18 protein-coding genes are annotated in these 25,592 nt (G+C 36.8%); 10 read left to right on the forward strand and 8 right to left on the reverse strand.

Going from position 1 to position 25,592, the window contains the following annotated elements; genetic code table 11:
- The first annotated feature begins 174 nt into the window (after positions 1-174).
- Positions 175-753, forward strand: coding sequence for a hypothetical protein (locus tag IPH52_15270; protein MBK7056373.1), 579 nt, complete (start codon positions 175-177; stop codon positions 751-753).
- Between the two features lie 63 nt (positions 754-816).
- Here the strand turns inward: IPH52_15270 and IPH52_15275 are convergent, their stop codons facing one another.
- From IPH52_15275 to IPH52_15285, 3 genes are all read right to left on the reverse strand, one after another.
- Entirely contained in the window at positions 817-1,440 is a 624-nt protein-coding gene (locus IPH52_15275) for a hypothetical protein (protein MBK7056374.1), read from the reverse strand.
- Positions 1,430-2,152, reverse strand: a complete 723-nt coding sequence (locus tag IPH52_15280) for a hypothetical protein (GenBank protein ID MBK7056375.1) — start codon at positions 2,150-2,152, stop codon at positions 1,430-1,432. Before IPH52_15280 ends, IPH52_15275 begins: the two co-directional genes overlap by 11 nt.
- Positions 2,153-2,484: 332 nt before the next feature.
- Positions 2,485-3,195 (reverse strand): hypothetical protein, encoded by a 711-nt coding sequence (locus tag IPH52_15285; GenBank protein MBK7056376.1) that lies wholly within the window; start codon positions 3,193-3,195, stop codon positions 2,485-2,487.
- 348 nt (positions 3,196-3,543) lie between these two features.
- On the opposite strand from IPH52_15285, the gene IPH52_15290 reads away from it, so the two are divergent.
- Positions 3,544-5,574, forward strand: a complete 2,031-nt coding sequence (locus IPH52_15290; protein MBK7056377.1) for a sensor histidine kinase — start codon at positions 3,544-3,546, stop codon at positions 5,572-5,574.
- A 197-nt stretch (positions 5,575-5,771) separates the two neighbouring features.
- On the opposite strand, the gene IPH52_15295 is transcribed toward IPH52_15290, so the two are convergent.
- Both IPH52_15295 and IPH52_15300 read right to left on the reverse strand, forming a co-directional pair.
- The gene (locus IPH52_15295; protein ID MBK7056378.1) at positions 5,772-6,617 is read right to left on the reverse strand and encodes an ankyrin repeat domain-containing protein; all 846 of its coding nucleotides are present in this window, start codon (positions 6,615-6,617) and stop codon (positions 5,772-5,774) included.
- Positions 6,614-7,366, reverse strand: coding sequence for an ankyrin repeat domain-containing protein (locus tag IPH52_15300; GenBank protein MBK7056379.1), 753 nt, complete (start codon positions 7,364-7,366; stop codon positions 6,614-6,616). The genes IPH52_15295 and IPH52_15300 overlap by 4 nt, the downstream gene beginning before the upstream one ends.
- A gap of 159 nt (positions 7,367-7,525) precedes the next feature.
- Here IPH52_15300 and IPH52_15305 point away from each other — a divergent pair, with 159 nt between their 5' ends.
- From IPH52_15305 to IPH52_15325, 5 genes are all read left to right on the forward strand, one after another.
- On the forward strand, positions 7,526-9,130 hold the full coding sequence (locus IPH52_15305; protein MBK7056380.1) for an insulinase family protein: 1,605 nt from the start codon (positions 7,526-7,528) through the stop codon (positions 9,128-9,130).
- Positions 9,127-10,590, forward strand: coding sequence for an insulinase family protein (locus tag IPH52_15310; GenBank protein MBK7056381.1), 1,464 nt, complete (start codon positions 9,127-9,129; stop codon positions 10,588-10,590). The genes IPH52_15305 and IPH52_15310 overlap by 4 nt, the downstream gene beginning before the upstream one ends.
- A 5-nt stretch (positions 10,591-10,595) precedes the next feature.
- Entirely contained in the window at positions 10,596-11,423 is an 828-nt protein-coding gene (locus IPH52_15315) for an MBL fold metallo-hydrolase (protein ID MBK7056382.1), read from the forward strand.
- On the forward strand, positions 11,420-12,064 hold the full coding sequence (locus tag IPH52_15320; protein MBK7056383.1) for a class I SAM-dependent methyltransferase: 645 nt from the start codon (positions 11,420-11,422) through the stop codon (positions 12,062-12,064). The genes IPH52_15315 and IPH52_15320 overlap by 4 nt, the downstream gene beginning before the upstream one ends.
- A gap of 172 nt (positions 12,065-12,236) precedes the next feature.
- A complete protein-coding gene (locus IPH52_15325) occupies positions 12,237-16,052 on the forward strand; it encodes a carboxypeptidase regulatory-like domain-containing protein (protein ID MBK7056384.1) in 3,816 nt (1,271 codons plus the stop codon).
- 611 nt (positions 16,053-16,663) lie between these two features.
- On the opposite strand, the gene IPH52_15330 is transcribed toward IPH52_15325, so the two are convergent.
- Positions 16,664-17,212 (reverse strand): Uma2 family endonuclease, encoded by a 549-nt coding sequence (locus tag IPH52_15330; GenBank protein MBK7056385.1) that lies wholly within the window; start codon positions 17,210-17,212, stop codon positions 16,664-16,666.
- 198 nt (positions 17,213-17,410) lie between these two features.
- On the opposite strand from IPH52_15330, the gene IPH52_15335 reads away from it, so the two are divergent.
- Positions 17,411-19,420, forward strand: a complete 2,010-nt coding sequence (locus tag IPH52_15335) for a HAMP domain-containing protein (GenBank protein MBK7056386.1) — start codon at positions 17,411-17,413, stop codon at positions 19,418-19,420.
- Between the two features lie 7 nt (positions 19,421-19,427).
- Here the strand turns inward: IPH52_15335 and IPH52_15340 are convergent, their stop codons facing one another.
- Entirely contained in the window at positions 19,428-21,734 is a 2,307-nt protein-coding gene (locus IPH52_15340; GenBank protein ID MBK7056387.1) for a right-handed parallel beta-helix repeat-containing protein, read from the reverse strand.
- A 344-nt stretch (positions 21,735-22,078) separates the two neighbouring features.
- On the opposite strand from IPH52_15340, the gene IPH52_15345 reads away from it, so the two are divergent.
- Both IPH52_15345 and IPH52_15350 read left to right on the forward strand, forming a co-directional pair.
- Entirely contained in the window at positions 22,079-22,537 is a 459-nt protein-coding gene (locus tag IPH52_15345; GenBank protein MBK7056388.1) for an ankyrin repeat domain-containing protein, read from the forward strand.
- A gap of 294 nt (positions 22,538-22,831) precedes the next feature.
- Positions 22,832-24,046 carry a pyridoxal phosphate-dependent aminotransferase gene (locus IPH52_15350; GenBank protein MBK7056389.1) on the forward strand — a complete coding sequence of 405 codons (1,215 nt, stop codon included), beginning with the start codon at positions 22,832-22,834 and terminating at the stop codon, positions 24,044-24,046.
- An 88-nt stretch (positions 24,047-24,134) separates the two neighbouring features.
- Here IPH52_15350 and IPH52_15355 read toward each other — a convergent pair whose 3' ends face one another.
- On the reverse strand, positions 24,135-25,529 hold the full coding sequence (locus tag IPH52_15355; GenBank protein MBK7056390.1) for a hypothetical protein: 1,395 nt from the start codon (positions 25,527-25,529) through the stop codon (positions 24,135-24,137).
- Between the last annotated feature and the right edge of the window lie 63 nt (positions 25,530-25,592).

Genomic DNA, 25,592 nt, shown 5'->3' on the forward strand with positions numbered 1-25,592 from the left:
TTTGATTTGTCGGAAAATTTTACGCAAACGTATAAGCAAAGTTTATCACATATACCATATGCTAGTATTTGTGTATCGGAAGTAAAGCCTTTGATTAATCTGCCTATTTTCCATCCTTAAAATTTAGCTTGTCTTAATAGGAATTTGCATTAAAACAAGTCTTAGAGTAAGGTCATGAAAAAAACATTCGAATACGATACCTACCTTTACGTAGACGTGGATACATCTAAAAAAATGTTGAATTGGTATTGCTACAGACGTGGCGATGAATGGGGATACAATCAAAAGCTAAGTGAGTTCATTGCTTCGGGTCCGTTTGTAAGTCGAAATGAAATATCGAGAGATTTACTAAAAGAAATCATTGCATTTCTAAAATTAAATCCAAAAGAATTAAAATGGGTTGATTTTGAAAAAACAATTACTCTCTCTGTCAATGGGAAAACAATTAATCTCTATGATGACCCTCATTTAAAATCTCACGCAGAAGGTTCTATCTATGATATTGTGCAAGAGGTTGGACTTGGAAAAGAAAAATACTTTGAAACCTACAAGCTAAAGGAAGGAATTCTTGCGAAGGACTTTATTTACGACAAATTGGTATTTGCCCATGATAAAGAGATATCTTTTTATAAATCCGAAAAAATTAAATTTGGGACGCTTTCTACGCCTGCTAAAATTGCAAATCATAAATTCGAAAAAGGAAGTTTCATCTGGTTTAAAGAGAATGGTGACATTGATTTTTCTCGAGAATAATTTTTTATTAACTCAACTGAACTCAATCATTTCTTTTGTGAAGAAATGATAATGTATGCTGAGTTAATAAGAGACTTTAAATCCGTAGCTTATAAAATTAGAACCGCAAGCAGGATCGGGAGGACAATAAAAACCAAAGATGCCTGACCTATGGTGGATACGCATGAATATCCGCGGATTGCTCGGATCATTCCAAATTCTATAATCTAATTCTACCATTAAATAATTTAAGATATTTCGTGATTCTATTCCCTGTCGCTCTAACAAACCATTTTTCAAATTAAAGCCTTTCTTTTGATTTTCTAATATTGGGTTTTGGGATGTAATCGATAGACCTTCCCCAAATGCAAAGCTCATTGGTAAACCAAATAAATTGGAAATACGCGCAATCATCAGACCATCTGCCTCCCAGTGATTCATGATTCCAAAATGCTTGCCGACTAACGCTTCGGATTCGAAATCTAAAAATCGAATCTTATATCCAAGAGGATAATTGATTCCAATCACTCCAATAGTAGAATCTTTATAATCTGTCTTTTGACGCAATAGAATCGGAAGTAAATCAGTAGAAGTATATTTGCCTCCATAGACAAGTAAATTGATTTTCTTTTTATCTCGCTTTGTCTCTGCGAAAGTGGGAATGGTTAAGATGATAAGAATCAATATACATAGCTTTTTAATTTTCATTTTGAATCTCCTCGAAGATTGCCGCTACAATTTCTTTTTCCACTTTTAAGAAACTGTCTTTTAAATGAGCTTCATACTCTTCACAATAGTCCTCTCTTGTTGCTTCAAGGATTTTTCTTAAATCAGAAACCGGCTTCTTTAAACAATAATTCTTAAGATGTATTGGATTTCGATAGGTATTTAAAAGCGTTCCAAAATTCGTTGCCGCAAACCCAGCGTAAAATGGCAATATACCCCATCTTTCAATTCTACTGAAAGAATCAATTTCCTTTGTGGTTAATATCTCTTTGTCGCTACTCGAAGTTTGTATTCTAAATCGAAACTCCGCTGAATTAGAAAGGAACACTCCAAGAGTTAGAGTTACTAGCGATTTACCTGCATTCACGAAATAATCAGAAGAATTATTCGAAATCTCTACATCTACTTGTATTGTTTTTTGATTCGTAATAAGCTCAGCATTAAAATCTGTCTTGTTTGCACAATTTCCGATTTGATGCTTTGCAATCGAATCACAAAGTATTTCTCTGAGAATTCGATCTTCTGAGAGTATTTTAATCATTTGCTTTTGATTTCTTAAAACAGGGAAATCTTTAGACTGCGACAACTTGCCATTATCCTGTTCTCTTGCCGATCCATTGTAAGCACAAAAGGAAAATGCTAAAATAAAAAAGACCAATCTTATAGGTTTACTATTATTCCATATTTGATTCACAGCTATTTCTCCTAATTAAAGATATTAGGATGATCTGTGTCAGAAATCAAATTTTATGGGGTGAAGTGCTAAGAATCCGTGGTCAAATGCAGTTCTATAATCAATGTCAGATGCTCCAGAAGAGAAATTACATAACCGCCAACTAACTCGAATCTAGAAGCCACATAGAAGCCGAATTCGGCTTCTATGTGGCTCTTATGTGGCTTCTACGTCCGTTCTACATTGCTTTTAATTTGGAGTTCATCCTAGACTACTGTTCATCCATTTTCACTTTAAGCTTTTAATTTGCGAGATAGAATTATCGAGAAGTTGGGTATTGGTTGCAAGAAAGGTTAAGCTTGATTTGAACGCAATTGTAATTTTCGCATATAAGAATAAGTAAAGGTTGAAATTGAGATAAATACTAAAACGAAAATTCCAATCAGGGTAAAATGCCATTTTATTTCAGTGCGCTTCTTTAGATTAGCAAGCCAGGCTTCCTTTGTATCTTTGTAAATTAAAACTTCATTTTTTATCTGGCTAGAATCAAAGTCTTTTTTTATAAGTAAAGAAACCACGTCTCCTTCTTGTAAGGTGAGTTCATAATGACTGTCTCTTTCTATGGAAACTGGGGAAATATTTTCGAAGTAGTCATGTTTTAAAAATTCTATTTGAGTATAGATTTTATAAAAATCGTTTCTACTTGTTCTGATTTCAAACGGTAATCTATCATTAGCCTCATCTACTATCCTCGTCGATGTTTGCGATTTACCTTTTGAGTCGGTGGTTGTGTATTTTTCTACTTTGTAATACCAATAAACTAAGCATGGTATTTGTTTGAATGGGGACACTATCTTTTTTTCATTGAGTGGGACAATTGTCCCTTCGATTAATTCATGAGTGGTTGAATTATTTTCTATTGTATCATATAGCAATGCATTCTTTTTTCTGACAATCTCTACTTGATAGACTATTGCAAGAATAGATGAACCGACTAGTATAGAAATGATGAATACTATTCCAAACGGCTTAGTAAAGACAGGTTTAAAAATATTTTCATCCATTGATATAACATTGGCGGAATAACGAATTTAGACAAGTAAAATGTTAGCCCGTTTAGTTCATAACCCCCTTTTTATGAAAGAAACTCAGTCCGAGACCATTTACAACTTCTCTGTTAGGGATTTGTTGCTTAACCCAATTTACAGATTATTATGGAAACGATCGCTATGAAAATAATATAATCCGTAATTGTCTTTTTCCTCGTTCAATTTGTGAAACTGGCATCATATTAAAATGGTCGCAAATCTATATTTGTAGGCTCATTCAGGATAATTTTTATTTTGAACCTAGAGGACATTAAAAATTTCTTTTCCTTGCAAATTTTACTTTCAAATTAAGATAAGTATATAGTGAAAGCTTTACTTTTAATTCTCACTCTTTTCATTTCTGCTCTCACGGCTGAGGAAAAAATCATTATAAATCCACAAGAATCCTACAAATCGGGATTTGGGAGACAGGTTTATTTCTATATTGATAAAGAACATTCTCTAAAAATAGAAGATATCTTAAAGAAAGAGTATCAAGACAAATTTGTATTATCCGAAAATGAAAATCCTCAATTTGGATATACTTCAGATACAATCTGGTTAAGACTAAATCTTATCGATACAAATCCATCAAAAAGGGATTGGTTGTTAGAAATAGGCTACTCCGGTTTAGATTTAATTGAATTTTACAGTTATTCAGATAATTCTTGGAAAAAGAGAGTTTATGGAGACTTATTACCATTTACCTCTAGAGATTTTGATTACAGAAATTACCTGATAAGATTAGATCTTTCCTCCGAAGTTTCTCATACCTATTATTTTAGAGTAAAAACAAATACCTCTTTTGTTTTTCCTTTATATCTTTATGAGGCTAAAACTATTTTAGAGAATAAATTCATGGTGGAAGGATTGTTTTTCTTTTTCTATGGTGTATTGATTGTCATGATCTTTTACAATGGATTTATTTTTATAACGTTTCGAAGTCTCAGTTACTTTTATTATTCTTTAAGCACATTCTTTTTATTATTATTTTATTTAGTTCATTTGGGACATGGATTTCAATATTTTTGGGGGAATAGTGTTCTAGTCCAAAACTATATGGCACCAATAAGTATTGCGATTTCCTGGATATTTGTTATGGAGTTTACATTTCACTTTTTGACCCTGAGTAAAATTTTTAAGCGGCTATACAAAAGTATCCGCATATTACAAGTATTACATTTACTCCTGCTTCCACTGTTATTTTATTCATTACTCCTCGTTAATATAATACTAACTTTATTTGGACTTGTAAATGTATTTTTGATTTTAATTGCAGCATTTATAAGTTTAAAAAGTGGAAATAAATCAGCGCGATTTTTCTTAATTGGCTGGAGCATTCTTATCATTGGCTTTCTCTTATTAACATTTAAATCTTTAGGAATACTTCCGACTAATGCTCTCACATCAAACGCAATGCAATTCGGTTCCATGTTTGAATTGATTTTTTTATCCCTTGCACTTGCAGAAAAATATAGATTTATTCAAGAAGAGAATATTCAGATACAAAGTGAATTACTTAAAAATCAAATTTTATATTCAAAGACTCTGGCAGATAAGATAAATGAACGAACGAATGAACTGAATGTATCTCTCGATTCCGTTCGAAAAACAAATTCCCAATTAAACGAGTATGCAGAAAAATTAAGAATTCTAAATGCAACGAAAGATAAATTCTTGAGTATTATAGCGCATGATTTACGAAACCCATTTATTGGAATTATGGGACTTCTAGATTCTCTTTTGATAGAAGCACAAAAGATTGGAAGTAATTCAACTGAAAAAAATGTAGCACGATTACAAATGGCAATAAATTCTTCGAAAGCAGCTTATAATCTTTTAGAAAATCTATTGCAATGGGCAAAATCACAAAAAGGAGAAATTAATTTTAATCCCCGGAATATATCTTTCCGCAAATTGCTTGATAATACCATATCTCTTCTAAAAGCAAACGCATTAAAGAAAAATATTAATCTAGAAGAAAAACTAATAGAAGATGAAATTATTTTCGCGGATGAACTGTTAATAGACACAGTATTGCGAAATCTAATATCCAATGCAATTAAGTTCACCTTTCCTAACGGAACAATTACTATTTATACTTCCAAATCAGATGAATTTTTATTTATCACAATTAAAGATACTGGACTCGGAATTCAAGAGGATAATATCGATAAACTTTTCAAAATAGAATCTAAATTTACAAGACTGGGAACAGAGAATGAAACAGGAACCGGTCTTGGACTTATATTATGTAAAGAATTTATAGAATTGCACGGAGGAAGCATCACAGTTGAAAGTGAGCTTGAGAAAGGTAGTAAATTTACTATTACATTGCCTTTAGAAAAAAAATGAGTAGTCCTCTTTGGAATAATAAGATGTATAAGGTTACTTTTTTTAATTGATTGCAGGAAAATTTTACTCCTTTTAGTTCAAAACACTTTTTTATGAGTAGGGAAAGGAACAATCCGATTTTGCCTTAAGCTTTTAATTTGTCGGATGGAACTATCGAGAAGTTGAATACAAATTCCGAGAAAGACAATGAGAGCCTTTCACTTATCACTTAATCTTCTTAAATAATCAGCAATTTCAGCTTGACCAAATCTTTCCGACCAAGTGATTGCAGTAAAATGATCATTATCCTCAATGTCCACATCTGCATCAAAATCGAGCAAAACAGAAAGTGCTTGTTTGTGACCTCGACGTGCAGCAAACATCAGTGCAGTTTTTCCTGATTTATCACGAGTATCAACATTGGCACCCGCTTTTAGAAGTAAGCTTAAAATCTCTCTATTCCCACTTCTCGCCGCGTGCATAAGAGCCGTTTGCCCTACTCCATCTATTGCATTCGCATTTGGTTTAAAGAAAAATACATACTTTACACGTTGTAAATCGCCCAGAGAAGAGGCTAATAGCAATTCATCGTCAGCCGCCTTTCCGAGAAAGTATGGTTCTTCTTTGGCTCCCGCTCGTTTTAATGCGTTACCGAGTTCCATATGTCCATTGAGAATAGCCAATAAAAAAGGACTTTTTCCTTCTTTTGTTTTTATATTCAAATTGGCACAGGCTTGAATTAAGATTTCTACAATTTCATAATGCCTTCCTACTCCAAGAGAGGATGCCTTTGCAATAGCAGTATAACCGGCATTATCCTGTGCATTGCTATTTGCTCCATTTTCTAGAAGCAAAGTTACAATTTCAGGAGACCCATACCAAGCTGCAATGATTAATGCTGTCTCACCATCCGCATTCTTAAATTCTAATTCTGCCCTTTGTTCAATAGAACGTTTTACAAGTGCAATATTGCCCTCAGAAGCTCCTTGCAGCAAATCCTCATTTACCCCTGCATATAAAAAAGAAATCGCCCCAATTAATACATATAATAAAAAAACTTTCATCCTTTTGCTCCTGCTTTTTGTAATTCACTCACTATGTCTGCATAACCATTTTCTTCTGCGTGGAGAATCGGTGTAAGCCCGTATATAGAAACATTGCTTACGTTTGCGCCCAATTCAATCAGAACTCTGACAGAATTAAGCTTTCCCGAAGAAGCGGCGAGGCTAAGCGCTGTATCCCCGTTTTGATTTTTTGCATTTACATCAGCTTTGTATTTAATCAACAATTTGATTGCTTCCACTCGATCTTCCTGTGCTGCTGCCATTAAGGCGGTCGTAGCGTCAATGAAAGGAATTCTGATTTCGTTTGGATTCATTTTTGCATCTAAAAGAAGGCGCACTATTTCGGTATTCCCCTTCGAAGCTGCTTTCATTAAGCAAGAATCCCCTTTTTTATCTTTTATGTTTGGATTTGCACCCGCTTCTAAAAGCAATCGAACGATTTCTGTATGACCATTTGCAGATGCCCGATAAATCGCAGTATCACCTAAATTTGTTCTTAGATTTAACTTTGCCTTTTTGGAAATCAGGTATTGAACTATTGCAATTTTACCCGTGCTTGATGCTGCAATCAATGCTGTCCAGTTTCTCTCCTCACGGGAATTTACTAAATCGCCATTCTTTTGGTTAATCGCTTCCATTTCTGAAAGACTTCCATCGGCAGCAGCTTCGACGTATCGTTCCCCGACTGAACTACATTGAATTAAGAGAACTAATAGTAGCAGTATAAGTATATTTTTAATAGATTTCATTTTATTTTCCGAGCGATTCCAATATTTTCCATTGGCACTATTCTTTAAATCATTTATCTACCTCCACTGTGGTTTTGCCAAAATAGATTGAATTGAAACTTAGAAATATTTCTATTGTAAAACATATCTCTAATTCGGTAGATTTCTTTTTGACGACCGATGCTTACAATTTCAGGAGGAACATTGAAATTCAAACGAGTATTATTTATTTCCCTTATTCTGCTTATTACACAAGTAAATGCAGAAACCATTTTCGAAGACGTTGCGACAAGGCTAAAAAAATCCATTAAAAAAGTGCAATTCGACAATGGACTTAAACTCATCATGATGCAAAATACAACCTCACCCACCCTTGCGCTGTATGCAAAGTTCAAAGTAGGCTCGGTTGATGAAACAAAAGAAATTGCAGGAACCGCTCACTTACTCGAGCATATGCTTTTTAAAGGCACTGAAAATGTAGGAACGACCAACTTCACAGAAGAAAAAAAATTCCATATTCTTCTAAAAGCCACTGGAAGTGAACTCGATAAATTAAGACTCGAAAAAAGAAACTTAGAAGATAGCTCTAAGTCAGCCCCACCCGAATTATTGGAGCGCATTACTAGACTAGAACGAAGACTCAAAGACGTAGAAGCAATCCAAAAAAAATACATCGTCAAAGCAGAAGATACTTATATTTACGAACAACATGGTCAAGTTGGGTTTAATGCCTATACTTCGCACGATGTTACAAATTACCAGATACGGCTCCCGGCGAATAGACTCGAAATTTGGGCAAAGATGGAATCCGATCGTTTAAAGAATCCAATCCTACGAGAATACTACACCGAGCGAGACGTAATCATGGAAGAAAGAAGGATGCGTGTAGAAAATCGTGGCGCAGGAATTCTAAGAGAAAAATACTTAGCACTTGCTTTCGGTGAGCACGCCTATGGACAGCCAGTCATTGGCTATGAATCAAATATCCCTTTCTTAGATATTTATGAAACAGAAAATTTTTTCAAGAAGCATTATACACCGGATAATATGGTGATTGCGATAGTCGGTGATTTGGATTTTGATAAAACAGAAAGCATGATCCGAAAGTATTTTTCTGATTTAAAACCCTCTGTAGAAAAAAAATTAGGCACTCGAGTCAAAGAAAAATACAACACAGGTGAAAAGCGAATTAGCTTTCAGTATCCTGGAGGCTCCATTTATATCATGGGTTGGCATAAGCCCGCTTATCCACACCCTGACAGTAGCATCATTGATGTTATTGATTCTATCCTAACACAGGGAACAAGTAGCAGACTTTATAAACGACTCATTTTAAAAGAGAGATTAGTTTCTAGTGTAGAAGCCTGGGGCTCTGATCCAGGGGAACGTTACGCAAATCTATTGAGCATCTACTCACAATTAAACTCTGACACAGATCCAGCGAAAGTGGAAGCAATCATCTGGGAAGAAATTGAAAAGCTAAAGACAGAGAACGTTTCCACAGAAGAATTGCAAAGAATTAAAAACAAAATGACCGCTGACTTCTTACGAGAAATTGATAACAATGGAACTCTTGCGGATAATCTAAGTTACTACGAATTACTCACAGGCAACTGGGAAGACTTATTCTTAAGCTACGATAGATTAAATGGAGTTACAGAAGACGATATCAAGCGAGTGACCGCAAAGTATTTCGTAAAAGAAAATCTAACGATTGGTCATCTAGATGCCAGAGCAAGTAAAAAGCCAGCAGCACAACCTCAAAACGCGAAGGAAGCAAAATGAAATTAATTAGAAATCAGAAAAATAAATTTACTAGAAATTACTTCTCCTTTTCAATCATCCTATTAGCAATCGGCTTTTCTCTATTAGCCGCACCTGGTGATTTTGTAAAGGATGTAAAGATTGAAGAATTAGAATTTAAAATTCCAGAAGTAGTAAAGACAAGCTTAACTCCCAATCTAAAATACTATTCAATTTACTCGGATAAATTTCCAATTACTTATCTAGAATTTTCTATGTATGCAGGCGAAGCGGATACTGCCAACAAGGGAGTCGAAATTCCACAACTCCTCGGAGAAGTTCTAAAATTCGGTGGATCAAAAAACTTTCCCGACGAAGCCTTCAATACCAAGCTTGAATCATTAGGTGCAAGCTTTTCGGTAACGAGTGATTACGATAAATTATCCATTAACCTCTCTTATTTATCACGCGATGAAGACACCGTATTAGGTTTAATTTCCGATCTACTACAAAGCCCGAATTACAGCGAAATCGCACTTTCAAACGGCAAGAAAAAAATGATCGAAATGATCCAGAGACGAAATGAGCGCACAGAAACAATTGGCTTTCGAAAAGCAAAAGAACTTTTCTACAGAGGACTTCTCGCAGGAAAAGTAACACAAGTAGCCTCTATCGAAAAAATAAAAATGGAAGACCTAAAAGAATTTTGGGAAGCAGCAAAACTTAAAAAGAAAAGAATTTCGGTAACAGGACTCTTCCAAGATAAAAAAATTCGAGATACATTTTTAAAGCTATATCCAGCAGATAATACTGACAAGCCGCAATCTAGCCAGAGAGAACTCGTAACTGAGACTTCTCTTTCTAAGTCGCTAGACGAATATAAATTTAAGAATTTGCTTATCACAAAAGATATCAATCAGTCAATGGTGTTAATGATTGGAGCACTGCCCAAACACAATGATTCCGATTTTTATGCAATGCAAATTCTAGATTATATCATTGGCGGTGGCGGGTTTAATAGCTATATGATGCAACAAATTCGTGTAGACAAAGGACTCGCCTACTCTTCTACTAGCTACCCTGTATTCAAAAAAGAGCATGGTATTCTTTACGCCTACACTCTGACTAAAAATCAATCCTTACTGCAAGTTCATGATTTGATGAAAGAAATTTTATCCGAAAAAACATTTTCGAAAATTACGCAAAAAGAAATTGATGATGCAAAAAAATCCATCAACAATCAATTTGTTTTTTTATTCTTAAACAACAATCGTATTCTAGAAAATCAAGTTCGATTCGATGAAGATGATATGCCAGAGAATTATTTAAAAAACTATCGAGACAATATGAACAAAGTAACTCTCGAAGACATAAGAAGAGTCGGAAAAAAACATTTTGTATTCGACAAATTAAAAACCATCATAGTATCAAGCCCCGATGCTATCAAGAGCTTTCCAAGTGAAAGCAGTAAAACAATCCAGCCAGAAGATAAGATAGAGTAACCCCATTGAATTTAAAATTTTCTCATGCCAATCTTGACTTTGAAGGAATATCCGAGGGCGGTATTCGAACGAGCGTATGTATTCCGCGATACAGTCTCCTTTTTGATATTGGAGCGATACCACATGAGAAAATTCATATGGAAAATATCTTAGTCACCCACGGACATTTAGACCATGCAGCGGGTATTCCCTATTACATCTCACAGCGTTCTCTCCAAAAACTAAAGTCACCGAACATCTATGTAAACGAAGAAATGTATGAAAATACCAAAAAGATCATTGAGCTTTATTCTGAAATCGAAGGCTTTGCGTATAACTACAATTTAGTTTCGACGGCGACTAACAAAGAGTATGTCCTAAACTCGAATACTTTTTTCAAAGCGTTTAAAACAACACATCGAATTCCTTCGCAAGGTTATACGATATTTGAAAGAGTAAAAAAAATTCTTCCTGAATTCGCAGATTTAAACGGACAAGAACTTGTAAAACTAAAAGCAAAGGGAGAAATTCTTACAGAAGATAAGGAGACTCCTTTAATCAGTTTCTCCGGTGACACACAGATAGAATATATACTCGATCACAAAGAAGTGCGCGAATCCAAAATTCTTTTTCTAGAATGCACCTATGTAGATGCAGACAGAAATGTCGAGCGAGCGAGAGCCTGGGGACATACACATCTAGATGAGATCATTGCCCATGCGAAAGAATTTAAAAACGAGAGAATCGTATTGATTCATTTCTCAAAGCGTTATAAGCATAGTCATATTCGCGATATTGTTAAGAGGAAAACGCCTGATATTCTAAAGGGTCGCATTCACTGTTTTTTACCATGAAAAAATTCGAAAGCATTTACAAGGAAGGGCTAGAAGCTTATATCAACGATAATTTAATCCTACGCCCGTTTCCAATTTTTAGAGAAATGGAAGCTTTTGCTTTAGAAAATAAAATTCCTATCCTTTCTCCGGCAGCCGGCTCTATCCTACAATTGCTTTTCAGCCTCCATAAACCTATGCGAGTTTTAGAGCTAGGCACCGGTCTTGGCTACTCGACTGCGTGGATGCTTAGCTCAAATATTTCTGTAGAGATCGTTTCCTTGGACAGAAATGCCAAAGAGTTAAAGAGTGCCAAGTTCTTTTTAAACCAAATTAAGAAGGAAAACCAATCTGTAAAATTGATACAAACACACTGCATCGAGTTCTTAAAAAAATCTGATTTAACAGAATACGATATGTTTTTCATTGACTGTGACAAGATTTGCTATCCAGAAATTTTAGAGATTTTACTTGAAAAATGCAAAGCACAGGCTTGGCTGCTTTTTGACAACGTCCTCTGGCATGGAAGACTAGAAAAGGAAATTTACTCAAAGCCATCTGACCGTGCCATTCAGGATTTTTGGGATCTTATTAAAAATAAAAATCTAATATATACTTTGTTTGCGGCAGCGGACGGACTATTACTTATCGAGCAACCCTAGTTTTTTCTATCTATTACTTTTTTTTTCAAAATCTAGCAAAAAATTGAAAATCTATTGACATAGTTTTTTACTTATACTATAATTGGAATCCTAGAGGATTTATGAATGAGTATCAATAAAGCCACTAGACAAGCAAAAATTTTGAATGAAAAAAAATTAGGAGAAAAATAAAATGAAAAACGTAAATGTTATTTCAAACAAAGTAAGCTTAAGTAAAATCTTTTTCTATTTGCTACTTGCACTATCTTTAGCGTTCAGTGCCAATTGCGGAAAAAAGAAAAAGAAAGCAATGTTTTGGATGGCAGCCTTAACTGGCGGTGGCTCAACAACTTCATCCACAGGAACCCCTCAACAAGCAGACTCAAATGGAGTGCCTCTTCCTTCGAGTAATAATTCACCAGCTACTGCAACTACTTCCACTTCTGAAACTAATAGCACAGGAACAACTGCTTCTGTCCAAGAGGTTGCAAACCATGGGCAAGCAACCATTTCTGGAACTTTGAATGCTACAGACTGTAAAAATGCAAGCAATGTAACGATTCCATGTTCTAGTGACGCTGGATTAGACCTTACACAAGTTACAATTCAATTGATCGACAGTCAAGGAAATGTAATTGGAACAACCAAACCAAATGCTGACGGAACCTATAGCTTTAATATCGCCGACTTGACAAACGGAGATTATCGAGTATTGATCAATTCTGGCAATGGATTAAACTACGCCTACCAAGACTTGAACTTTACATTTAATCCAGTCAATGCAAATGCAAACAATATCACTGGTGTTGATTTATCTTCCACTCGACTCTATCTTACTTCCGGTCCAGCAACTATCACAGGAACAGCTACAACTCCTGGCTTCAAAGACCAAAGCGGCTCAGTTATCGTCGCAGCAGGTCCGATGCCAGTTGGAACGACTGTGCAGCTAAAAGATGCAAATGGAAATGTGATTGCGACAACGACCACAAATGCAAGCGGAGTTTATACATTTAACCAAGCAAATCTTCCAAATGGGAATTATAGCATTACTGTTCTAGGCTCAGGACAATCGAGTGGTGGTCAGCCATTTACTGATACAAGTTCTGCTGTGCCGATTCAATTTAGCTTTGCTGGTAACAATCCGGCCACTCCAACTTTAGTTACAATTCCTGGATTAAGTTCCGCATGGAATCCTGCTAGCTCTGCTGTTGCAAATATCACTAACTGGGGCATAGCAAATGTTGCGATTAGTGGCTCTGATTTATCTGGTTTCACAGTAAATTTAAAAGATGCAAATGGAAACATTGTAGGAACTACAACTACGGATGCTGCCGGTAAGTATTCTTTCAGCCAAACTCTATCCTCTGGTGTCTACTCTGTGGAAATTTCCAAAGCAGGATTCTTAACATCCTCAACCTCCTTTTCTTTCACTGCCAATCCAACTGGAAGTGCAACATCCGTTGCTCAATCAGGTGGTTTCAATAAAGTTGTTCCAAGACCTTCGAATGTAACAGGACAAGTTACCGCATCTGGAGTATCTAGAATTGAAGGAGCATCTATCAATTTCCGTCCAGATGGAACACAGCCGCCTTCCAACCTTCTTTATCTTGCGACTGGTTCTGACGACCGTCTTAGAAACTTAACATCCCTTTGGATGAGAGAGGCTTGTATTGCAATCGCGGCAAATGCTTGTTACAATGCTTGTGCTGCCGGTGGCTTTCAGCCAGCTTGCGTAGCAACGAATCAAGGTGCTGGTCCTTGGACTTACACTACTTACGCAAATAAAGTGTATGAGGTAAGTGGCAATAATGTAATGTTTACTGCTGTAGCGGGTAAATGGAGTTACTTCATTTCTGCTCCGGGATACATTGACTCTGCTGTAAATGTAATTACACTCAATGGTCAAGATGTAAATGCAGCGCCTGTTGTTCTAACACCCTCTACACATAGAGCCCAAATCGCTGGTCAAACTGTAGTTGCAGACACTTTGGTGAGTGGCACTCGAAATTCTTATGGTGCTGCACTTCCTGGGTACACACAACAATCCGGTGTTCCTGGATTATTTGCGATTATGTTAGGAAACTCTGACAGTTCAGGTAATTCTATTGCTCATATCACCACTACTTCAGCATCGGGAGCCTATGCTTTTGATGGAAATTCGAAAGTAGTAAGCCTTCCCTCTTCTTCTACCTTGTGTAATATACCTTCTCTTGTAGGAGCGGTAGTAGCTGGTCAAACTTCCCTTTCTGGTCAAGCTTGTAATGATGCAGCAGATAGCTTGCGAGTTGCTTATGCAATTAGTCAATATGCAACTGCTTCCGCTCTCAGTGCAGCCCCATCGACGATAGTATCAAACTCTGTTTTAGCAACAACGCCAGTATGCTTCGGTTCTAATTGTCCGGGCGGCTACCAATTCAGAGGCGGTTCTTACAACGTCATTATTACTGACCCTTTGAAGCATATGGTTCCGACTTCGACAGGAGCTTTAGTAAATGCTGGAACAGTGGCTTTAAACGGTCTCTTAACAGTTAATAGCACCGTAGCACATTTACCACGTCGTCAAATCACTGGAACTATCACAGACGCAATTTCAACCGGTGCATTGAGCGGAGCTACTATAGAACTTGGTCGTGACACTGATTCTGACCCAAATACAATTACATGGGGTCCTGTAAGAAGAGATCCTGATACAATTTCTGGTTCTAGATTGGGAGCGACTGATATACAAGTTCCTTCCGTTTCTACAAACGCAAGTGGTCAATATACAATCGACAACGTGGATCCGGGAACTTATGTTATCAGAGTTACTAGACCTGGTTATGTAACGGAGTTAATTTCAGTTACAGTTCCAAGCACTGGTTCTCCCACTGTGGCAAATGTTCAGATCGTAGTAGACGGACCTAAAGGAAATCTTTCTGGTCGTATAGTGATCGCAGGTGGAGCAGCATTCACTGGCACATATACTCTAGAAATTGTTAATCCAACTGCTGGCACAAGGCCTACTAGTGGAGTTGCTCCAGCTAGTTTAAGCTCTGGAACTTCTGCTTTTACAAATGTTCCGAACTACTCGGTATTCTCGATTAATCCTGGTCAATGGAAAGTTAAGTTTGCTTCTGCTGGATATGTTCCTGTAGAAGGAATTGTAACGATTCAACCAAGTGCAACTACCAACTTTGACATTGTAACTATGATTCCTGGCTCGCAAGCTCCAGCTTCGATTTCGGGAAGATTGCTCAATGCTCTTAACAACCAAGCTATTGCAACTGGCTTAACAGTTCGTATTCGTCCTGGAATCGGTGTTACCAGTGGACCTTACGCATTGGATTCTAGTAATGCAACCATTGGAGCAGTTACATCGGCGGCAGATGGAAGTTATGTAATACCAAACGTCCCTGCTGGTAATTACACGATTGAGATTTCTGGAAATGGTTTCGTAACAACCTACGAGACTGTGATTTCTGCTGGTGCAAATTCTGCCAATCAGAACATCTTAGTTTCACCTAGCTTACAAGCAGATGAAGTAAGAATTGTTCTTTCTTGGAATGCTACACCGCGTGACGTTGACTCGCACTTAGAATATGGTGACGGATCTACAACGCGTAAGAACCAAGTTGTTTGGAATGATAAATGTAGAAACCCTGGGGTATCAAATGCAGTGACCAAGTCTCCAGCACAGTGTGGCTCAGAAGACTTAACACTTGACATTGACGTTGTGAACGGATATGGACCTGAAACAGTTTCGATGAAAGGAACCGTTTGGACTTCTCCTGCTGTTACTCGACTTGGATACAGTCTCTATAACTGGTCCAATGAAGCAGCCCTTTCCACTTCCGGCTCAACTGTAAAAGTTTACAAATCCACTGGTCTTGTTAGAACCTACAACTCTGGTCCTGGGCAAGCTGGTAGATGGTGGCAGATTTTCTGCTTCGATAAAGCAACCAAAAACATTACTGACGTAGGTCAGGCAGGATGTAGTGCAAGCAGCTTCTTCAATGCAGCACAAAATTAATCTCTAAACAAGATTTAAAACTAGAAACCCCTGAAGTCATTCAGGGGTTTTTTTATTTCTACTCTAAACAAGCCAGTCACCTTTCCTGTCACCCCCGAAATTTTTTATCGGGGGTCCCTACTTGTTGAGATTCCCGATAAAAGATTTCGGGAATGACAATCTGTTCGTCATTTTAAAAAATGTAAGGCTTTGTCTTGGCAATCTGACTATAGTCAAAAACATTTTTTGAGCGTTTAAGAATCCAGCGGTAAACAGTCAAAATCTTTTCTGAGCGTTTAAAAATCCAGCCGTAAACGCTCAAAATCTTTTGGTAAACTTTAACGCTGCGTTTTTAAACTTAGACGAGAGCGTCGGTAAACACTGACAAAGGTTTTCAAACAGAGAAGAAACATTTGTTAAATAGAACAGGACGGGAGTTTGTAAAAGCAAAGTTTCTAACAACAAAAAAATGGATCCACTTGCCCTAAAGAAAAAGTGAAAAGGTTTGTAAGGCTTTGTTTATGAATGATCCTTTGAACACTTCGTGCTTCCTATATTGTCAAGTTTACGTTTAGAAACTATAAGTTTAGAAGAACAAGCTTTTGCCAGTTTTGAAATGCTTGAATCAGTTGTTATATTTCTTTTAAAGAAACGATTTTTTCGAATGCGGGAATTTCTTCTTGGAAGGTATATATCTTTTTATCTAGATAATTTCCATTTTGGGGACTAGTGAATACTTCTACTTTTTTATTGTCTACATCTACAATCCAATACTCTTCCACATTTCCCTTGGCGTAGGCATTTGCTTTTTCTCTGTCATAATTCAAAGAAGAAATGGAGATTTCAATAATGAGTCTTGCTGTTTCTGGCAGCGTATTTTTATAATCCAAAAAACTGCCATAGATAACAGAAATATCTGGCTCTAATTCTGAGCCCCCTAGACGGACACTGTCTTCTTCCTGAATGAAAAAACCCGATGGTAGGATTCCTCTCAGCGAGTGAACTAAATAATGTTTGAAAAAAATATGTGCACTACTCTTTGTGATTTTCTCTACTATTACTCCTTCAAACAATTCTGTTTTTTCATATTGCGTTGGATTCTGTCTGCATAACAACTCATAATCCTTTACAGAAATCTTTGTAAGCTTTACTTCCGGAAAATCTAAAATCGTGCTTTGCATAAACAAAAGAATGAAACCATTTTTAGGATTGTCAAGTAGGAATTAAGATTATAGGCAACGAACGCACTCCCGACTCTCTCAAAATTTAAAAGCTAGGTAAAAAAAGTGCTTTTTCAATTCTTGCCTTAGTATAACTTGCTCGCATGATTCGATTTTGGGGCTTTTTTTCTCGAAATACCTTAGTTCCGATGGAGCGAAATGAATTTAAAAAATAAGTTTATCGCTTCCTTTCTATTTTTAGGAATAATGAGTATAACCTCGATTGCAGTTGGGGTTTACTTTTTAAGTGTTCGTGTGTTCTACGAAAACTTTCTGGAGCATCACCTAAATATTGCGAAGCATGTCGCCGCCTCCATTGAAGGCGAAAGGCATCAGGAATTCAACAAAACCTATTCCGTAAATGATCCTTCCTTTCAGCATTATTATAAATATCTACAGAAAATAATTGAAAACGAAAAACATATTACCTTTCTTTATACCTTAAACCACAGCAAAGAAAACGGAGATTTTTCTTACGCCATTGATCCCTATGATATTCGATATGATACGATTTGGATTGAAAGTCCCTATATTGGATTAGAAGTAAACTCGGATGATCGCGGTAGATTGACAGTGCGTTATGATAATTTCTTTTATACAGAAGGATTTGAAACAGACTACGGAGATAAAAAATTTATCATTCAAATTTTGCAACAACAGGATTCATCAGAAATAAAAATAAACGGAAATAAAGTTGTGTCTTACAACAAGAAAAAAAACGAATGGGCAACTCCGGATAATATCCTTTTGCCGGAAAGCGAAGCAGAATTGACAATCAAAATGTTCGGAGAAGAAATCAAATACACCTATTATTACAGCTTAAAAAATTCCATGTCCTCACCTCCAGGCGGAGTCTACCAGGAAAAAAATAATTCAATCGCACTCATTAAAGAAGCAGTTCGATCAGGAAAAAGTTTCATCATGCAAGAGGCAGCGCATATTGCCTATGGAAATTTGCTACTTGCCATTAGCCCCATTCGAAACAAGAAAGGCGAAAACATAGGAGCAGTCTTACTCGAAATCAGTGATAGAAAAGTTAGAGAATACAAAAACTCATTGTATTTCTTGTTTATATCGATTGGAATACTCTTTGCGGTCTTTTCCATTTTCGTTTCCTACGCACTCGCCCGCTATTTGACCAAGCCAATTACTGCTCTATCCATTGCGGTAGGCGAAATAGCTGATGGAAAAATGGAGACAAGGGTAAGTGTAAATCGCAAAGATGAATTAGGTCAATTAAGTAAAAGCTTTAACAGTATGGCAAAGAGCATTGAGTCAGCCCATTCTGATTTAACAAATACAAACGAGGCTTACAGTAGATTTGTCCCAATGGAATTCTTAAGCCTTCTTGGCAAAAAGAGTATTCTAGATGTTCAACTTGCAGACCAAATCCAAAAAGAAATGTCTATTCTATTCTCCGACATACGCTCGTTTACCTCACTCTCCGAGCAGATGACACCGGAGGAAAATTTTAATTTTCTAAATGCATACCTGAGGCGGGTAGGTCCTATTATCCGCCACAACAATGGCTTCATAGACAAATACATAGGTGATGCAATCATGGCACTTTTTCCAGTATCACCGGAAGACTCTGTTCGTTCCGCGATTGAAATCCAAAACGAAATTCGCGTTTATAATGCTCGCCGTAAAAAGAAAGGCTATGCTGCAATCACTATCGGAATTGGAATTCATACAGGAACTCTAATGCTGGGAACTATCGGAGAGCATGAAAGAATGGAAGGAACTGTAATTTCCGATGCAGTCAACTTAGCTTCCCGCATCGAAGGTCTAACCAAAACTTACGGCTCAGGAATCTTAATCAGTGACAGAACGCTTTCCAGATTAAGTGATCCAACTATTTACAATTATAGAATGATCGATAGTGTAGTCGTCAAAGGAAAACAAGAACCTGTTACTGTTTTTGAAATCTATGATGGATACGAGGAAAGTATCTTCGAACGAATCCAAAAAACAAAATACGATTTCGAACTTGGAATTCTTTCTTACTCAAATAAAGAATTTTCCGTCGCTCTTGGACTCTTTCAAAATGTTCTGAGAATTAATCCAACAGACATCTCCGCAAAACTCTATATCAAGCGTTGTGAAGATGCAATCCGCCTGGGCATCAGCGACGACTGGACAAGTATAGAGATTTTGACGCATAAGTAGTTTGCGACTAATACCCATTAGTCTCATACTGATACAACTTAATACCCTGCGTTGTCACATCGGCACAACCACCACTGAGTGTGCTAGAAGAAACTAAATTCCCATGCCCCTGATAAGAACCAATATTAGGAGTCAGGAGACAATCTTCATTAGCCTCACATAGTCCGTTGTCGTTTCCGACACCGTCGTTTAGTAATTCAATTGAGTTACGTAAAAAAGTTACATTGCTTCCTGTGTATGTGTGCGTAATCATATTCGATGCAGAAGGACAAGCAGCACCTACGCTCGATAGATTCGCATTGCGCAAAACTGTATCAGTGCTCTTTAAAGAAAGATCCCATATTGTGCAATTTCCTGAGTTGCAAACACCTAAATGCAAGGTGCTTGGAAAACTAGCTGAATTATATTTTCCTATACCCTTATAGAGATGGTCAAATCTCACCCAGTCAGTCATTGAACCGAGAGCAACTCCATTTGCATTTCCACTTAAGCTAGGTGTTGAATTTTTTAAATCTGTTGCAGAATATCCCACGAAAGTATTCGATATGCTAGCAATATTTAAGGGAGCAGTAAAATCTGATGGTGAAACAGGAACACAGCTCGCATTCATTCCTCCACTACTTGCCGTATAAATGCAAGTTGCTGTCGATGTTTTAACAATTCCCGTGAAATAGGAATCAGATAAATTTAAATTTACGTGCCCTGTTGGGTTATTACTTGCAGCAATGTTATGAACTGTAATTGAACTTCCTGAAATCAAATCAATTCCGTGATTTTGATGGTTAAATACAACCACATTCGCAAATAACCCATTATTGCTAGTTGTGTAACGAATTCCGTAATTATTTGTATTCGCCGTGCTAATGTTTAAAATAGAATTATTATGAGAATTAGTTTGCATCAGAACGCATTCAGCGGCGGAGCTAATAACCGTTGCATTCATAATTGTATTACTCTTAGAACTAGTTATCTGAATACCGTCAGTCGCCATATTAGAAATACTAATACCATTTACTAAATTATCATCACTCGTAGAAAGGAATAGCCCGTTGCCATTAGCCGGAGAAGTGCCGAGCGTTTGTGAAAGAACGACATCTTCTAAATAATTGTTTGATGCTGTATTCAAATTGATCGCATTATTAATATTACTCGTCGCAGCACAATTCATTCCTACATTTTGAATCTTTACATTCTTCAATACACTAAACTTAGTCGCAGATAAAAGCACACCGTAAGCATTTTGTGTGCTATTTCCAAAATCAAAACTTCCTTCTAGCCATGTGAATGTTCTATTTGAAATGTCAATGCCTGCAATTGCATTGCAACTCCCAGTAGTTCGAATAGACTTAATTCCATTTGGATTAATAACTACTGATACTTTGTTAGCAGAAATTGTAATTGAATTTGCTAGAATAGAAACATCATATAAGTAAATATTCCCACTTGCATTTGGAGTAATTGTTCCACTTGTATCAAATCCGTTTGTCCATAATTTTAAAGGGTTACTAACAGCTAACGTCGTCGTTCCTTCTTTTACAATGATTGTAAGACTTTGCCATACGTTATTCGTCCAATCAATTAGATCAGAAAGATACTTTCCTTTTTTGAGACCTGTTGAGTAAAAGGACACTCCTCCAGTAGTAGAATTAGTTTTACAAATCCAGTTGAGAGCAGAAAGATTATCAGTAGCTGTTAGCCCCGTGCAAGTAGACCTAGACGGTATATCGAATTTGCGAATCTCTCCTGCATGAACGCAAGTTCTGTATCCACCTGTGTTTGCCGTATTACAAGCAGTATCCGCTTGAGAGAAAATATCTTTCGTGAAATCACGGTTGATATAGTCATTCCATTTGAGTCCATTTGTCGTATAAGCAGGATTAACCGTCATGACTGCACAAGTAATATTCGCATTTGTAACGTTAGCCGTAATAGTTCCTGATGCATTGGCAATAGAGCAGACAAAACCAGTCGGATTTGTTTTGATTGTAATTGCATAAGTAGAGCCAGAAGCCAAGCCAGTAAACGAATAGGTGTTTGTTGCCGTAAAAGTTAAATCGTTTGCTACATTGTTTTGTAAGATGAGAGTTCCAGCGGTAAATCCTGAGATGCTTCCACTCACTGAAAAACTTGTCGATCCTGTCCCTGTCCCGGTTCCTGTTCCTGTTGCAGTGCCAGTTCCTTGCAGCGACCGGTTCTGAGAGGAAATAAGGAAACTTCCAAACAAAGCAGAAGGTGAGCTAATATCAAAGGGAGATTTCTTTGCCTTTAGACAACCAAATAAACTGAAACAAATAATGATTGCGAGCGTTTTCATAATATATTTAACAAGTTATGGAAAGGAAATTACCAATAATCCATTTTTTTAGTAAAATAAACCACTACCATATTGATTTCAAGCGAAGGTCCCAATTCAATAATACTTCTAGCGGCGGATCGATGTTAGTGGACAAATGTCATTACATTAAGAAAGAAGAATCAACCGCGAAGGGCACGAAGAATGCGAGGAAAAGATAGGATTTCATGGTAAACCCCTTCGTGAACTTCGTGCTCTTCGTGGTGAAAAATCTTTATCTTAATGACTGTCGATCTTGCGATTTATAAAGAAGCCTAGTTTATCTTTTCTTAAATTATCCGATAAAAAGAGCTAGGAGATTCAACTTGCAAAAAACATCTTTTTTAAATACTAAAGTAATTCTTTCCATATTCCTATTCCTGATTTCCATATCCATACATGCAACAACGGATGAAGTTTTATTGTATGCAGCGGAAAAGGGAGATTTGTCACAAGTAAAAACTGCTCTCAACTGGGATGGGGATGTAAATGCTTCCGATAAAAATGGGGCAACCGTTTTAATCAAAGCCTGTGAAAATGGACATAAAGTAATCGTAGATTTATTGCTTCGCAAAGGCGCCGAAGTAAACGCCAGAGATAAGACCGGCGCTACTGCTTTAATCTATGCAAGCATTGTAGGTGACAAGAAAATTGTAGAGCTTTTAATTAAATACGGAGCAGATGTAAATATAAAAGACTCCGGCGGAAAATCACCATTATCCGAAGCCACTCAATTTCAAAATAAAGAAGTAATCGAACTCCTAAAAGCCGCAGGCGCAAAGTAATAAATTTGCCACAGAGGCGCAGATTCGATAGGCTCACTGCAAGCGCCGACAAGACGAGATTTAAAGAGAGTCATCAAAGGCTATTGTTTGCTGCGTAACGTAGCCTTTAGTTATTATGCTATTACAGCATGATAATTCAATCCAAACATTTCATTGGCTCTCTTTAGCATGACGCATTTGAATTAAATAAACACAATCCCAAAACCCTCTGTGTCTCCGTGCCTCTGTGGCAAAAAACAGTTGAACTAATCCCATAAACCAAAAATCTGACTTTAAGGATTTAAGGAGCCTAATATGTTACTAGTTGCAAAAAGATTAGATGTTGTAGAGCCTTCCCCTACTCTTGCTATTACTGCACGGGCAAATGCTCTCAAAGCAGAAGGGAAAGACGTTGTTGGATTTGGTGCAGGTGAGCCTGATTTTGATACCCCCGAACACATTAAGAACGCGGCAAAGCTCGCGATGGACAAGGGGCAAACAAAGTATACCCCCGTTTCAGGAACCGTTAGCCTAAAAGACGCTATCATAGCCAAATTCAAACGAGACAACAACCTCACCTACGAAAGAAAAAACATCATTGTAGGAGTTGGCGGCAAACAGGTATTATACAACTTCTTCATGGCAACTATCAATCCCGGCGATGAAGTGATTATCCCTGCTCCCTATTGGGTCAGCTATGCGGATATCGTCCGTTTGGCAGAAGGAACTCCAATCATTGTTCAAACGACTCCTGAAAATAATTTTCAAATCACACCTGCACAGTTAGAAAAAGCAATCACACCTAAGACAAAAGTATTCATTTTTAACTCACCTTCCAATCCTACAGGTGCTGCCTATTCCAAGAAAGATGTGGAAGCGTTATGCGAAGTTCTCTTAAAGCACCAAATCATGATTATCTCCGATGATATTTATGAAAAAGTCATTTACGATGGGCTAGAGTTTGTGAACCCTGCAATGCTTTCTCCTGAATTAAAAGAGCGCACTTTCGTAGTCAATGGAGTTTCTAAAGCTTATTCCATGACTGGTTGGAGAATTGGTTATGGTGCGGGTAATGCTGAAATCATAAAAAACATGGACACCATGCAAGGTCAATCTACATCGAATGCAACTTCTATCGCGCAAGCCGCTGCCGAAGAAGCATTAAAAGCTGACCAGTCTTGCATTACTGAAATGGTAAAAGCATTTGATGACAGAAGAAAAAAAATTGTCAAAGCACTCAATGAAATTCCAGGAGTTAATTGCCGTACACCGCAAGGAGCCTTCTATGTATTTCCTTATATCACAAGTGTTTACGAAATGCCAGGGTTTCAAGCTTTACTAAAATCAAACCCAAATGCTTCTAAGAGCAAACTATTCTGTGATGTTCTCTTAGAAAAATACGAAGTAGCCGCTGTTCCCGGGGTCGCATTCGGTGACGACAACGCTATTCGTCTTTCCTACGCCCTCGGTCAAGCAAACATCGACAAAGGTGTAGCGCGTATCGCTAAGATGATTGGGGATTTGAAGTAGAAACGTCGTTCCCAAAATTTCGCCCAAAGTATAAATGTTCCACAGTCACCTCGAACTTGCATCATCGTGAGAGGTGACTGTATAATCCTTAATCGCTTTTATCGATGATCTCGGTGTTAATCTTTTTTAGATTCTTAGTTCTAATTTCAAATATTTTGATAATTCCACTGATGATAGAATCTAAAACAAATTTATCACATTGCTCTAAAAATTCCTCTGCATCAATTTTACTCTCGTAGAAACCTAACGATATTTGAAATAACCTTTCTATTTCAGGAAATCCAATCGCATTTACTAAAAAAGAGGCTATTGGAGAATTTTTTAAGTCATAGGCAGTATCTTTATTTCTACCCTTTGTAAGGATAAAGAGCGCCTCTTCTTCGATTGGATTCTGTGGTATATAAGGATTTTCCACTGGTGGTAAAAAATAGTCAAGTGTAGGGATAACAATTCCATTCACTGGAATTTCTCCGATTAAAGTGGAAAGAGGAATATTTCTTCCTATTCTAAAAGACAAGGCTTCTAAAATTCCGACAGTTATAATTTTACTTTCTAAATACATTCTTGATAATTCTAAATTTTTGCGGGTATCCCTGAATAACCTCTCTAATCTTTCATCGCTTGGTTCCTCCATATATTGATGAAATATAAATTCAGGTTTCAAAGATTTTAAAAAGTTTAACATTTTAAGCATGGAAGTCCTATAACCGACGATTGTATAAGAAGTAGATGTTCTTAGATCATGATTGGTTTCTGGCATAAGATTCCAAGTATTGTCTAAAAATTTGACAGAGTTCGGATTTCCAAAATTTTCTACGTCTCTATTTGCCATTCGTAAAGATTTTTTCAAGATTTCATTTATATCATTCTCTGACCAATGGAGAGAATAAGATTGTTTTACCACTTCTAATCTATCTTTTAAAATATGATATGGTGATTTCCCGTCGATTGATTTTCGAAATGGAATTGTTGCTTCTATGCAAGTGGCAATTTGAGCTAATTTTTCAATTGTTAAATAGGAAGCAAGACATTGAACTGCAATAAGGGCACTTAAAAATTCATTCTGCCCGTTGTAGGGAGATAGTGTTTCGCCTAACCTAAATCCAAAAATCAAAAGTAAAATCTGGAAATACCCTATCTTAGTCGATTCAGGGTTATTGATTATATATAATTTGTTATTATCCTCTCGGATAAACGGATAGATGTAGCCGCTTAAATTTATATGAATCCCATAATCGACTTGGATATAAATCATATCATGAAACAGTGCCGCAATAATTTCTACAGAATCGTCTTCTCCACCGACTTCAAAAATATGTTCTGGAGTATGAAAGTATCTCCAAGTTCCAGTCATACTTTCTATGATTAATTTGGCAATGTTATCTATATCATCTTGATTCGCAGTAACAAGATTTCCGCCTAATTCTTCTATCGAATCCACTAACCTTTTTTTACACCGACTTAAATCATTTTCGTTTTCCATTTGTTTTCTATTTGTTTTCCATTGATTTTTTTTTCAACATAAATTACATGTCTTTGCTAGGTG

It is taken from the genome of Leptospiraceae bacterium, from assembly GCA_016708435.1.
Taxonomy (GTDB): Bacteria; Spirochaetota; Leptospiria; order Leptospirales; family Leptospiraceae; genus UBA2033.